This window comes from uncultured Tateyamaria sp. (assembly GCF_947503045.1).
Lineage (GTDB): Bacteria > Pseudomonadota > Alphaproteobacteria > Rhodobacterales > Rhodobacteraceae > Tateyamaria.
Genome location: NZ_CANNCF010000002.1, coordinates 886998 through 899201, shown reverse-complemented (window position 1 = coordinate 899201; position 12204 = coordinate 886998). Strand labels below are relative to the sequence as shown.

The 12204-nt window shown below is 60.3% G+C and carries 13 protein-coding genes; 9 read left to right on the top strand and 4 right to left on the bottom strand.

Translation table 11 applies throughout. The features are described 5' to 3' along the window. Positions 1–62 precede the first annotated feature (62 nt). The 3 genes from Q1A89_RS12805 to dnaA all read left to right on the top strand — a co-directional run bounded on the left by Q1A89_RS12805 (position 63) and on the right by dnaA (position 3178). Positions 63–839, top strand: coding sequence for an enoyl-CoA hydratase (locus Q1A89_RS12805; RefSeq protein WP_299728528.1), 777 nt, complete (start codon positions 63–65; stop codon positions 837–839). Positions 840–1054: 215 nt separating this feature from the next. Beyond that, positions 1055–1318 carry a 30S ribosomal protein S20 gene (rpsT, locus tag Q1A89_RS12800; RefSeq protein ID WP_299728525.1) on the top strand — a complete coding sequence of 88 codons (264 nt, stop codon included), beginning with the start codon at positions 1055–1057 and terminating at the stop codon, positions 1316–1318. A gap of 498 nt (positions 1319–1816) precedes the next feature. Beyond that, positions 1817–3178, top strand: coding sequence for a chromosomal replication initiator protein DnaA (gene dnaA, locus Q1A89_RS12795; RefSeq protein ID WP_299728522.1), 1362 nt, complete (start codon positions 1817–1819; stop codon positions 3176–3178). A 69-nt stretch (positions 3179–3247) separates the two neighbouring features. Here dnaA and Q1A89_RS12790 read toward each other — a convergent pair whose 3' ends face one another. After that, entirely contained in the window at positions 3248–3940 is a 693-nt protein-coding gene (locus tag Q1A89_RS12790) for a 1-acyl-sn-glycerol-3-phosphate acyltransferase (RefSeq protein WP_299728519.1), read from the bottom strand. A 306-nt stretch (positions 3941–4246) separates the two neighbouring features. Between Q1A89_RS12790 and dnaN the strand changes: the two genes are divergently transcribed. From dnaN to Q1A89_RS12760, 6 genes are all read left to right on the top strand, one after another. After that, complete coding sequence (gene dnaN / locus Q1A89_RS12785) at positions 4247–5365, top strand: DNA polymerase III subunit beta (RefSeq protein WP_299728516.1); 1119 nt, start codon at positions 4247–4249, stop codon at positions 5363–5365. Positions 5366–5411: 46 nt separating this feature from the next. Continuing rightward, positions 5412–6512, top strand: a complete 1101-nt coding sequence (gene recF, locus Q1A89_RS12780; protein ID WP_299728513.1) for a DNA replication/repair protein RecF — start codon at positions 5412–5414, stop codon at positions 6510–6512. Then, the gene (locus Q1A89_RS12775) at positions 6509–7129 is read left to right on the top strand and encodes a LysE family translocator (RefSeq protein ID WP_299728510.1); all 621 of its coding nucleotides are present in this window, start codon (positions 6509–6511) and stop codon (positions 7127–7129) included. The genes recF and Q1A89_RS12775 overlap by 4 nt, the downstream gene beginning before the upstream one ends. 80 nt (positions 7130–7209) lie before the next feature. Then, the gene (gene gyrB, locus Q1A89_RS12770; RefSeq protein ID WP_299728507.1) at positions 7210–9627 is read left to right on the top strand and encodes a DNA topoisomerase (ATP-hydrolyzing) subunit B; all 2418 of its coding nucleotides are present in this window, start codon (positions 7210–7212) and stop codon (positions 9625–9627) included. Positions 9628–9769: 142 nt separating this feature from the next. Beyond that, complete coding sequence (locus Q1A89_RS12765) at positions 9770–10339, top strand: hypothetical protein (protein WP_299728504.1); 570 nt, start codon at positions 9770–9772, stop codon at positions 10337–10339. A gap of 143 nt (positions 10340–10482) precedes the next feature. After that, positions 10483–10824, top strand: a complete 342-nt coding sequence (locus tag Q1A89_RS12760; RefSeq protein ID WP_299729167.1) for a DUF2853 family protein — start codon at positions 10483–10485, stop codon at positions 10822–10824. A 228-nt stretch (positions 10825–11052) separates the two neighbouring features. On the opposite strand, the gene Q1A89_RS12755 is transcribed toward Q1A89_RS12760, so the two are convergent. The 3 genes from Q1A89_RS12755 to Q1A89_RS12745 all read right to left on the bottom strand — a co-directional run bounded on the left by Q1A89_RS12755 (position 11053) and on the right by Q1A89_RS12745 (position 12204). Then, positions 11053–11451, bottom strand: coding sequence for a DUF1761 domain-containing protein (locus tag Q1A89_RS12755; RefSeq protein ID WP_299728501.1), 399 nt, complete (start codon positions 11449–11451; stop codon positions 11053–11055). 61 nt (positions 11452–11512) lie between these two features. Then, a complete protein-coding gene (locus Q1A89_RS12750; protein ID WP_299728497.1) occupies positions 11513–11932 on the bottom strand; it encodes an EVE domain-containing protein in 420 nt (139 codons plus the stop codon). After that, entirely contained in the window at positions 11929–12204 is a 276-nt protein-coding gene (locus tag Q1A89_RS12745; protein ID WP_299728494.1) for a YciI family protein, read from the bottom strand. Before Q1A89_RS12745 ends, Q1A89_RS12750 begins: the two co-directional genes overlap by 4 nt.

Genomic DNA, 12204 nt, shown 5'->3' with positions numbered 1-12204 from the left:
TTGAAACAGGCTCGGGCCATGGTAATGCTCGGCCCTCAACGGCAACTATTGGATAGATCCTTATGGCCTATGAGACGATCATCGTCGAAGTTGAAGATCACATTGCGAAGGTGACCCTGAACCGGCCGGACGCGCTCAACGCGCTGAACGACCAGTTGATGAGTGAACTCGCGGATGCCATGGCCGCCGCACAGGCAGACAGCAAAGTGCGCTGCATTGTTCTGACCGGCTCGGAGAAGGCGTTCGCCGCCGGGGCCGACATCGCCATGATGAAGGACAAGACCTATGTCGAGGCCTTTACCGAAGACCTGTTTGGCCCGGAAACCGACGCCATTGGCCGCGTGCGCAAACCAATCATTGCCGCCGTGTCCGGCTATGCGCTGGGCGGAGGGTGCGAATTGGCGATGATGTGCGATTTCATCATTGCATCCGAAACCGCGAAATTCGGCCAGCCCGAGGTGAACCTCGGCGTGATGGCCGGAATCGGCGGCACGCAGCGCCTGACCCGCGCCGTGGGCAAGGCCAAGGCGATGGACATGAACCTCACGGGCCGCTTCATGGATGCGGTCGAGGCGGAGCGTTCCGGGCTGGTCAGCCGCGTGGTCTCGCCCAAGAAGCTAATGGAAGAAGTGATGGCCGCCGCCCACAAGATCGCCGAGAAATCGATGATTTCGACGATGGCGATCAAGGAAGCGGTGAACAAATCCTTTGAAGTGCCCCTGCGCGACGGATTGCTGTTCGAGCGGCGCGTGTTTCATTCGCTGTTCGCGACAGAAGACCAGAAAGAGGGCATGGAAGCCTTCCTTGAAAAACGCACGGCGCAGTTCCGCGACAGATAGGGGCTTTGCCCCCGGCCCTGCGGGCCTCCCCCATGGTATTTTCAGTCAGAAGAAGATGCGGGGACCAGTTTGTTTCTTCTGACCGGAAATACCACGGGGGAGCGTCAGCGGGGGCAGCGCCCCCTCCGCACCCTCCATCTGCTTGACAGGCGGGTGAGTCGCGCCTAAAGACCGGGACTTCTGAAACTACCGCACCAATATTGGGACGAGATAAAATGGCAAATTCGCCTCAGGCCAAAAAGCGGGCCCGTCAAAACGAAAAACGCTTTCAAGTGAACAAAGCGCGCCGGTCGCGCATCCGCACCTATCTGCGCCGCGTCGAAGAGGCGATTGCCTCGGGTGACAAGGATGAAGCAGGCGCCGCACTCAAGGCGGCTCAGCCCGAACTGATGCGCGGCGTGACCAAGGGTGTCTATCACAAGAACACCGTATCGCGCAAAATGTCGCGCCTATCGGCACGCGTGAAAGCGCTGGGCTGACACAACCCAAACATGCAAAACCAAAGCGTCGCAATTTTGCGGCGCTTTTTGCGTTTTCCTTATAAAAACAAGGCTCGGAGAGATTCTTTTTTAAGAAAGACCGAGTCAAGTCGCAAGATAAGTAGACGGCCTGCGAACGAACTTGATACCACCGGTATGCGATCAGGAATCGCCTTGGGGGGACAGGCCGGGAGAGGGTGCATGCTGCAATGTATCTGCGACTGGTTCGGGACATGCTACTGCGAGTATTGCCCGTGTTTTAGTGCACACTATGGTGCTGCTGCTGAACCTGTCAAAATAGATTGGTGAGCGGAAGACGCGTGAAAGATGCCCGTCAAAGGGTACTACCACGTGTGTGATCTGTGATTTCCAACTGGACCGGATGCGCTGTCGCAAGACAGCGCAGGGATGATGGTCTGCCCCTTGTGTACGGGATGGGCAATTACGGCGAGCCGATGATCGCCGGTAAGAGGTGGCGGAAAGGATGATAGTGCGCACATGACACAACAAGAATGGGGACAGCTGAGAAAACGGCTGCTTAAGACTGTAGGCCAGAATAACTACACGACGTGGATCGAACCACTCGAGTTTCGGGGGCTGACGGATGGGATCGTCACCTTTGATGTACCGACAAATTTTATGGGGAATTATGTCAGCCAGAACTTTTCTGATCTGATTCTGCATGAGCTGAAATCTGAATATGACAGCGTGCGCCGTCTCAGCTTTTCAGTGGCTGCCAACTCGCAGGCGCGCCCGTCTGCTCTGGATGCGCCGACACCGGCCGCGACGGCACCCGCTGCACAAAGCGCCTCATCAGCGCTGTCCGCAGCCGCACTCGACAAACGGTTCACCTTTGACAGCTTTGTCGTGGGCAAACCCAACGAACTGGCCCATGCCGCCGCGCGCCGCGTGGCTGAGGGCGAGCCGGTCACCTTCAATCCACTGTTTCTCTATGGTGGCGTTGGCCTCGGCAAAACCCACCTGATGCACGCCATCGCCTGGGAATTGCGCGCCCGCCAGCCCGGCATGAACGTGCTTTACCTGTCGGCTGAACAGTTCATGTACCGCTTTGTGCAGGCTCTGCGCGACCGCAAGATGATGGACTTCAAAGAACTGTTCCGCTCTGTCGATGTACTGATGGTCGATGACGTGCAGTTCATCGCAGGCAAGGACAGCACGCAGGAAGAGTTCTTTCACACGTTCAACGCGCTGGTCGATCAGAACAAACAGATCATCATTTCTGCCGATCGCGCCCCTGGCGAGATCAAGGACCTCGAAGAGCGCGTGAAATCGCGCCTGCAATGCGGCCTGATCGTCGATTTGCACCCCACCGATTACGAACTGCGTCTGGGCATCCTGCAGTCCAAGGTCGAACAGCAGCAGCTGGTCTATCCCGATCTGCGGGTCGAAGACGGCGTGCTGGAATTCCTCGCGCTGCGCATTTCCAATAACGTGCGTGTCCTCGAAGGAGCGCTGACCCGGCTGTTCGCCTTTGCGTCTCTTGTCGGACGCAAGATCGATCTGGATCTGACGCAGGATTGTCTGGCTGACGTGCTGCGCGCTTCGGAGCGCAAGATCACCGTCGAAGAAATCCAGCGCAAAGTGTCCGAACACTACAACATCCGCTTGTCCGACATGATCGGGCCCAAGCGGTTGCGCAGCTATGCCCGTCCGCGGCAGGTGGCGATGTATCTGTGCAAGCACCTGACCTCGCGCAGCCTGCCCGAGATTGGCCGCCGCTTTGGCGGGCGCGATCACACCACGGTCATGCATGGGGTCAAGCGGATCGACGAATTGCGCCAACAGGACGGCCAGATCGCCGAAGACCTCGAATTGCTGCGGCGCGCGCTGGAAGCGTAAGCGACCACAAACACCAGAACCAAAGCGGCGCTCTCGGGCGCCGTTTTTTTCATTTGGGGCAGGCGATGATTACAACTCGTGTGTGATCGGCGTGTTCAACAGCTCTTCGAGCCGGGCGTTGAAGGCCTCAACCTCCATCGACGGATCAAGATCGTTCAGCGGGCGCAGATCCATCGTGACATGGCGCCGCCCCTTCTTGATGCCCAGAAATGTCCAGAAACTGTCATAGGACGCGGTCTGAAACCGTCCCAACCCATCAATCCTCAGCAGCATGACGGGTGTGTCCGGCTCGGCCCGCAGGATGTCGTGGACGCCCGTCAGATAGGCCGGCACGCGTTCCTGTTCTTCGCGGCGCACGCGGCCAGCCGGAAACAGCAGCACCGAATTGCCCTTGGCCAGCACCTTGTGCACGATCTTGAGGACGGTGTCCTTGCGCGCCTTGCGCCGTTCATCCGGCCAGGATTTCGGCGAACTCATCGGAATGGCCGAGGCGATGAACATCGGAACGAACTGGGACCAGTTGTAATACTCGTTATAATGCACGGTCGGGCGGATGCGCTTGGTCGCATAGAGGATCGCGGCGATCAGCGGCCCGTCATGGCGGCTGACATGGGTGGCAAGGATCAGCGTGCCGGGCTGATCCTGCAACAGGTGTTTGCCCGCACAACTGATGTTGAAAAACAGCGCGTAATACGTACGCACCAGCACAAACAGGAAATGGCGCAGCCACCGTCCCAGCGTGGCATCAAGAAACCGGATCATCGCGGCACGTTACTCTGAAACACAAAAATCATGAAATCGCCCTTTGAAACAACGCATCCGATGTATGTTCCGGGCAGAGTCGGACAAGGTGATTTGTGCGTCAATGGTCATTTACCGCTGATTTTCCCCCCGAGGTGGTGCGCTCGTCTTTGCGCCACCTGCGATATTTTGCCCGCAAGGCCGTCTACCTTGACTTGACGCCCCCCGCGATCCAGCGGAGAAAACAATAAAATACTTGTGATGCCGCGTGGTTGGGCTAGGGTGCCCCTCCCTGCACAGCGGATGGGGATCGATGGGAGAGGGATCATGAAAATCAGTGTCGAACGCGGCGTACTGCTCAAGGCCGTAAGCCAGGCCCAATCGGTGGTCGAGCGGCGCAACACGATCCCGATCCTCGCCAACGTGCTGATCGAGGCCGAGGGCTCGGATGTGACGTTCCGCGCCACTGATCTGGATATCGAAGTGGTCGACAGGGCCCCCGCACAGGTCGAGCGGGCCGGGGCAACCACCGTATCCGCCACGACCCTGCACGAAATCGTGCGCAAACTGCCCGATGGCGCGCTGGTCTCGCTGACCGCCGACAGCGCCGCTGGCCGCCTGACGGTTGAGGCGGGGCGCTCGAACTTCTCGCTTGCCACGCTGCCGAAAGAAGACTTCCCGGTCATGGCAAGTTCCGAATATGCCTCGAACTTTTCCATTGAGGCGCCCAAGCTGCGTCGCCTTTTCGACAAGTCCAAATTCGCGATCTCGACCGAAGAGACGCGGTACTATCTGAACGGCGTCTACATGCATATCGCCGATGGCGATGAAGGGCGCGCGTTGCGCTGCGTGGCCACCGACGGCCACCGTCTGGCCCGCATCGACAGCGATCTGCCCGAGGGTGCCGCCGACATGGCGGGCGTGATCGTGCCCCGCAAGACCGTTGGTGAGCTGCGCAAGCTGCTGGATGATGACGACATGAAAATCGCCGTCAGCGTGTCCGAGACCAAGGTCCGCTTTGCCACGCCCGACATCACGCTGACCTCCAAGGTCATCGACGGCACCTTTCCTGACTACACCCGCGTCATCCCGGCGGGCAACACCCGCAAGATGGAAGTGGACGCCTCGGACTTTGCCAAGGCCGTGGACCGGGTTGCCACCGTCAGTTCCGAACGCTCACGCGCGGTGAAACTGCAACTGGACGAAGACCGCCTGATCCTGTCCGTGAACGCTCCGGATTCCGGCGCTGCGGAAGAAGAACTGGCCGTGGCCTATGCTGACGAAAAGCTGGAAATTGGGTTTAACGCCAAATACTTGCTGGAAATCGCGAGCCAGGTGGATCGCGAGAACGCGGTGTTCCTGTTCAACTCCTCCGGCGATCCGACCCTGATGCGCGAGGGCAATGATCTGAGCGCGGTCTATGTCGTCATGCCGATGCGCGTTTGATTTCTTGCCTCCGGCGGGCATATTTTAAGAACAATGAAGGGACGCGATGGCGCTGCATCTGACATCGTTGCTGCTGTCCCATTTCCGCTCACACAAGGTGGCGCGGCTGACGCTTGATGCCCGGCCGGTCGCGATTTACGGACCCAACGGCGCGGGCAAGACCAACATTCTTGAGGCGGTGTCGCTCTTGTCCCCTGGACGCGGGCTGCGGCGCGCCTCTGCCGAGGATATGACCCGCCGCCCCGAGGCTGTGGGCTGGAAGCTGACCGGCGTTTTGCACTCCCTCCATCAGGTGCACGAGATCGAGACCTGGTCGGAAAACGGGTCTGCCCGGCAGGTGCGCATTGATGGCAAGACTGCCGCACAGACTGCGCTGGGCCGCATTGCCCGCGTCCTTTGGCTGATCCCGTCGATGGACCGGCTGTGGATCGAAGGGGCGGAGGGGCGGCGGCGGTTTCTGGATCGCATGACCCTCAGCTTTCTGCCCGATCACGCGCAGGTGTCGCTGGACTATGACAAGGCCATGCGCGAGCGGAACCGCCTGCTCAAGGACATGGTGCGTGATGCGCATTGGTACAGCGCGCTGGAACAACGCATGGCCGAAACGGGGGCTGCCATCCATGCCAATCGGTTGAGCGCGCTGGCCGCACTGGCCGAGGCGCAAGGCGATGCACAAACCTCCTTTCCAGCCGCAACGCTGACCCTGCAACCGGGCGAGCTGGGCCTACCAGAAACGGCCGAAGACCTGCGCGCCGCCCTTGCCGACGGGCGCAAGCGCGATCTGGCTGCCGGGCGCACCCTGATCGGGCCGCACCGCGCCGATCTGTTCGGGGTCTACGCGGCCAAGGACGTGCCCGCCAAGGACTGTTCCACCGGCGAGCAGAAGGCGCTGCTGGTGTCCCTGATCCTCGCCAATGCCCGCGCCCTCGCGCGCGACTTTGGCGCGCCTCCCCTGCTGCTGCTGGACGAGGTCGCCGCCCATCTTGATGCAGACCGGCGCGCGGCCCTTTATGACGAGATTTGCGCGCTTGGAGCACAAGCGTGGATGACCGGCACCGAAACGCAGCTGTTCGAAAGCCTCGGTGCGCGCGCGCAATATGTTGAAGTGACCGACACAGACGGTGAAAGCACCGTGACCGGGCCATGACACTCGGCCCATGGGACATCGCGCTTTATGCGGGCGCGCTGCTGGTGCTGTTTCTGACGCCGGGGCCGGTTTGGGTTGGCCTGATTGCGCGCAGCCTGTCTGGTGGCTTTCACGCCGCTTGGCCGCTGGCGCTGGGCGTGGTGGTGGGGGACGTGCTGTGGTCGCTTCTGGCCATCTTTGGCGTCACCTGGGTCCTGTCGGTCTATGGCGGCTTTCTTGAGGCGCTGAAATGGGTCGCAGCAGCGATGTTTGTGGTGATGGGGGCGCTGGTGATCCGGCACGCCGGGGACAAGATCGACACCGACAGCCGCCTGACGCGCCCCGGCATGTGGGCGGGGTTCATGGCGGGGCTGGTTGTGATCCTCGGTAATCCCAAGGCGATCCTGTTCTATGCGGGCATGCTGCCGGGCTTCTTTGACCTGACCCGGCTCACGGGCCTCGACATCGCCACCATCGTCGCCCTGTCGATGGTTATCCCACTGCTTGGCAACCTCACCATGGCGCTGTTCATCGACCGCGCACGGCGCCTGTTGCAGCGCCCCGAAGCCCTGCGGCGGATGAACATCATCGCAGGCGTTTTGCTGATCTGCGTCGGTCTTGTCATCCCCCTGACCTGAAACGCAAAATCTTGTGTCAGTGGCGTGACAATCCCCCTGAAAAACCGTATATTTAGCGGAACAGAACAAGAGGCCGGATCATGGCAGAAAACGAGCAAGCCCCAGAAGAATACGGCGCGGATTCCATCAAGGTTCTCAAGGGCTTGGAGGCCGTGCGCAAACGTCCGGGCATGTATATCGGTGACACCGACGATGGCAGCGGTCTGCACCACATGGTCTACGAGGTCGTCGACAACGGCATCGACGAGGCGCTGGCCGGTCACGCAGACGCGGTCACAGTCACGATCCACGCGGATTCCAGTGTGTCTGTCAGCGACAACGGCCGCGGCATTCCGGTCGGCATTCACGAAGAAGAAGGGGTGTCAGCCGCCGAGGTCATCATGACCCAGCTGCACGCGGGCGGGAAGTTCGACAGCAACTCTTACAAAGTGTCGGGCGGTCTGCACGGCGTGGGTGTTTCGGTGGTCAACGCGCTTTCCGACTGGCTGGAACTGCGCATCTGGCGCGACGGCAAGGAACATGTGGCGCGCTTTGAGGGCGGCTTTACCGCCAAGCATCTCGAGGTTGTCGGTGACGCGGGCGGGCGCACCGGAACCGAGGTGCGCTTTCTCGCGGCCACCTCCACCTTCTCCAACCTCGAATACTCGTTCGAGACGCTGGAAAAGCGGCTGCGCGAACTGGCGTTCCTGAACTCCGGCGTGCGGATCATCCTGACCGACGAACGCCATGTTGAGACGCTCAAATCCGAACTGTTCTACGAGGGCGGCGTGCGCGAGTTCGTGAAGTATCTCGACCGCTCCAAATCCTCGGTCATGCCTGAGCCGATCTTTATCCACGGCGAAAAGGACGACATCGGCGTCGAGGTCGCGATGTGGTGGAATGACAGCTATCACGAAAATGTCCTGCCCTTTACCAACAACATCCCGCAGCGCGATGGTGGCACCCACATGGCGGGCTTTCGCGGGGCGCTGACGCGCACGATCAACAACTACGCACAGGCGACCGGCATCGCGAAACGCGAAAAGGTCAGCTTTACCGGTGACGACGCCCGCGAGGGGCTAACTTGCGTGCTGTCCGTCAAGGTGCCTGACCCCAAGTTCAGCAGCCAGACCAAGGACAAGCTGGTCAGTTCCGAGGTCCGCCCCGCGGTTGAGGGTCTGGTCAACGAAAAGCTGTCCGAGTGGTTCGAGGAGAACCCGAACGAGGCCAAGATCATCGTTGGCAAGATCATCGAGGCGGCGTTGGCGCGCGAGGCGGCGCGCAAGGCCCGTGATCTGACGCGGCGCAAGAACCCGATGGACATGAACTTCCTGTCCTCCAAGCTCAAGGACTGTTCAGACAAGAACCCCGCCAATACCGAGATTTTCCTTGTCGAAGGTGACAGCGCCGGCGGCTCTGCCCAGACGGGGCGCGATCGGAAAACCCAAGCCATTCTGCCGCTCAAGGGCAAGATCCTGAACGTGGAACGGGCGCGGTTTGACCGGATGCTGGGCTCTCAGGAAATCGGCAACATGGTCATGGCGCTCGGCACCGGGATCGGGCGGGACGAGTTCAACATCGAAAAACTGCGCTACCACAAGATCGTCATCATGACGGACGCCGATGTGGACGGGGCGCATATCCGCACGCTCTTGCTGACCTTCTTCTACCGCCAGATGCCCGAACTGATCGAGGGCGGGTACCTCTATATCGCGCAACCGCCCTTGTACAAAGTGGCGCGCGGCAAATCCGAGGTCTATCTCAAGGACGAAGCCGAGATGCAGGACTACCTGATCCAGCAGGGCATCGACGGTGCCATGCTGCGCCAGGGCAATGGCGAGGAAATCGCCGGGCAAGACCTCGTGCGCGTGGTCGATGAGGCGCGACAGTTGCGTCGTGTGCTGCAGGCCTTCCCGACACATTACCCGCGCCATATCCTCGAACAGGCGGCGATTGCCGGGGCCTTTGTGCCCGGTGCCGTCGACGGCGACCTGCAAGGCGTGGCCGACAAGGTGGCCGAACGGCTGAACCTGATCGCGCTGGAATGGGAACGCGGCTGGGCAGGCCGGATCACGCAGGACAAAGGCGTGCGACTGGCCCGCATCCTGCGCGGCGTCGAAGAGGTACGCACGCTCGATGGGCGCATGTTGCGCTCTGGCGAGGCGCGCAAGACCGGCACCTTTACCCAAAGCCTGCAGGACGTCTACGGCACGCCTGCCAGCTTGCACCGCAAGGACAAAAGCGTCGAAATCATGGGGCCAATGGACCTGTTGGATGCGATCCTTGCCGAGGGCGAAAAGGGTCTGTCGCTGCAACGCTACAAGGGTCTGGGCGAAATGAACCCGGATCAGCTGTGGGAAACCACGCTGGACCCGGATGCGCGCACACTGCTGCAGGTGCGGGTCGAGGATATGGCCGAGGCGGACGATCTGTTCACCAAGCTGATGGGTGATGTGGTCGAGCCGCGCCGCGAATTCATCCAGCAAAACGCGCTGAGCGTCGAAAACCTCGACTTCTAAAACACCTCGACACAACGCATAAGTCGCCGGTCGCGCAGGAAAAATCCTGCCGACGGCACCATTTTTCACCATTTCTGCCCCAGTTTCGCCCGTGTTTCCGGGCCAGTTGTGCTGAACAAGGCAACTGGAAACGAGGCGAGGCATGTCACAGGACGTCTTTGCAGCACGATTGGAACGGCTGAACGGCAAGCACGCACAGCACGCCCAAAGCATCAAGGCCGAGGCGCAGGCCCAGCGCGGACCGATGCCAGAATGGGTGCGCAATATCGGCTATCCCGGCTCTTTGGTGGCGGCCTGCCTCATCGGCGTTCTGACGGTGCTGCTGTCGCGCTACGTGATGTTTCACCTCAACGGCGTGCCCGACCCTGAGGCCGACGCCGACATGACGATGCTGATCGACGGGGGCCTTGCCGCCGCGCTGGCCTTCGTGATCCGCAGCGCGCTCAACATGACCTCCAAGGAACACCTCGCCTGCAAGGCGGCGGGCATCTGGATCGCGCTGACCTGCATGCACAACGCGGTGCACGCCTATCCGGCGATCTGGGCCACTACCTTTTCGCCCGAATGGGTCGAACGGACCACCGAAATGACCAAACCCCGGTCCTTTTACATCTCCGGCATGAGCTTTGAGATCGGTGGCGCAAAAGACGCCACCACCCCCCAAGATGGGCCTGCCCCGGCCGGAAAAGAGATCAAGATCAACCGCCATTGAGGCTCACAGGGAAATCCCACCGGACATTCCCCCTGAAAATCTCTTTGTGCAGGGAAAGTTTCCCGCTAACCTGCGCTCACACAATTGTAATGACACGCGTCGCCGAAACATCGGGGCGCAAAACACCGGTGGGAGAATTGAAGATGGGCAAACGCGACGACCTGATCGCGCAGTATGCGGACGACCTCAAGAACAAGTGCGGCATGACACCAGACATGGATCTGCTGACAAAGGTGACGATTGGCTGCGGTCCGTCGATTTACAACGCGGATGCATCCACCGTTGCGGGCAGCCAGAAATCCGAATTGGAAACCGTGAAAGAGAACTTTCTGATGAAGAAACTCGGCCTCAAGGATGGCCCCGAGTTGATGGAAGCGATCGACAAGGCCATCGAAACCTACGGCAAATCCGAGCGCAACAAGTACCGCGCCGTGGTCTACTACATGCTGACCAAGCATTTCGGCAAGGAATCGGCCTACAGCTGATCTGCCTCAAAACCCGAACACCAGAGCACCCGCTGAACCAGCGGGTGTTTCTGTTTTGACTCCAATCCTAAGGACTTTGGATTTGCGTTGAGACACGTTTTTTCCTAAGTCTGATTGGTCAGACCAGAAAGGTCAGACCCTGTTTTCAGTACACGTGCGGTGGCTCTTGGGAGTGCGTGCCGAGGGTGAAGGGGTTCTGATCATTTCGGGTCAGGACCCTTTTTTCCGTCAAAACAGCATCAGAACCGTGCCGATGACCGTGCATCCGAATGTGGCATAGCCCCCGTCGATCAGTGTCAGGCGAAAGGGCCGCGCGCCAAAGGCGTAAAAGGTCGCAATCCACGGGCTGACCAGAAACAGACCGACACCAAATCCGGACACCAGCCCTTCGCCCAGCGTATCAATCCCGCTCAACACAAAGACGTGGCGCATCATGCCCGCCACCAGAATGCCGCCCAAAAGGCTGGTGATATAGGGGATCGGATCGGCCCGGTTGGCGGGCGCGTCCCCCGCCTCGTTCAGCGGCACTCCCGATGCGGCCATCCACGCTTTGGCCATGATCGTGTACCAAACCGCCCCGAACATGAATCCCGCGATGCCCGCGACCACAACTGCCAGAAATCCCATTTGTCCCTCCGTCTCTGCACTTTAGTGCAATTTGCCAGACAAGGACCGGAACGCCAAATGTTTATGTGGGCACCCCTGCCATGGCGCAGACAATGCGCCATTCCTCGGCGCTCACCGGCTGCACCGACAGGCGCGAATTGCGGATCAGGACCATCTCGGACAGGCGGTCATCCGCCTTGACCATCTCAAGCGTCACCGGCGTCTTGACCGGCGCAATCGCCTTGATGTCCACGCATTCCCAGCGATCATCGTCTGTGGTGCTGTCCGGGTGCGCCTCAGCAATGACTTCGACAATCCCGACGACGGCCTTTTCGGTCTGCGAATGGTAAAAGAACCCGCGATCCCCGACCGCCATGTCGCGCATGAAATTGCGCGCCTGATAGTTGCGCACGCCATCCCATTCTTCGCCCGCATCACCCTTGGCCACCTGCTGGTCCCAGCTCCAGGTGCTCGGTTCGGATTTGAACAGCCAGTATTTCATGCCCCGATCACCTGTTTCCAAGCGCTGATTGTGACCTCGCGAAAAAGTCCGGCCTTGGCGTAAGGGTCATTGTCGGCCCACGCCTGGGCGGCATCCATATCCGCAACGTCCAGCACGATCAGCGACCCGCTGGGTTGACCATCGCCGTTCAGAAACGGCCCGGCCTGCCGCACAACCCCTGTGCTATCCAGATAGGCCAGATGATCGGGCCGGTTGTCCATGCGCACATCCAGCGCGCCGTCCTTGTCCCAGGCCATCAGCGCAAAAAACAT

Coding starts and splice junctions, on each gene's coding strand:
- Q1A89_RS12805 (WP_299728528.1), top strand. CDS start 63: ATGGCCTATGAGACGATCATCGTCGAAGTTGAAGATCACATTGCGAAG.
- rpsT (WP_299728525.1), top strand. CDS start 1,055: ATGGCAAATTCGCCTCAGGCCAAAAAGCGGGCCCGTCAAAACGAAAAA.
- dnaA (WP_299728522.1), top strand. CDS start 1,817: ATGACACAACAAGAATGGGGACAGCTGAGAAAACGGCTGCTTAAGACT.
- Q1A89_RS12790 (WP_299728519.1), bottom strand. CDS start 3,940: ATGATCCGGTTTCTTGATGCCACGCTGGGACGGTGGCTGCGCCATTTC.
- dnaN (WP_299728516.1), top strand. CDS start 4,247: ATGAAAATCAGTGTCGAACGCGGCGTACTGCTCAAGGCCGTAAGCCAG.
- recF (WP_299728513.1), top strand. CDS start 5,412: ATGGCGCTGCATCTGACATCGTTGCTGCTGTCCCATTTCCGCTCACAC.
- Q1A89_RS12775 (WP_299728510.1), top strand. CDS start 6,509: ATGACACTCGGCCCATGGGACATCGCGCTTTATGCGGGCGCGCTGCTG.
- gyrB (WP_299728507.1), top strand. CDS start 7,210: ATGGCAGAAAACGAGCAAGCCCCAGAAGAATACGGCGCGGATTCCATC.
- Q1A89_RS12765 (WP_299728504.1), top strand. CDS start 9,770: ATGTCACAGGACGTCTTTGCAGCACGATTGGAACGGCTGAACGGCAAG.
- Q1A89_RS12760 (WP_299729167.1), top strand. CDS start 10,483: ATGGGCAAACGCGACGACCTGATCGCGCAGTATGCGGACGACCTCAAG.
- Q1A89_RS12755 (WP_299728501.1), bottom strand. CDS start 11,451: ATGGGATTTCTGGCAGTTGTGGTCGCGGGCATCGCGGGATTCATGTTC.
- Q1A89_RS12750 (WP_299728497.1), bottom strand. CDS start 11,932: ATGAAATACTGGCTGTTCAAATCCGAACCGAGCACCTGGAGCTGGGAC.
- Q1A89_RS12745 (WP_299728494.1), bottom strand. CDS start 12,204: ATGTTTTTTGCGCTGATGGCCTGGGACAAGGACGGCGCGCTGGATGTG.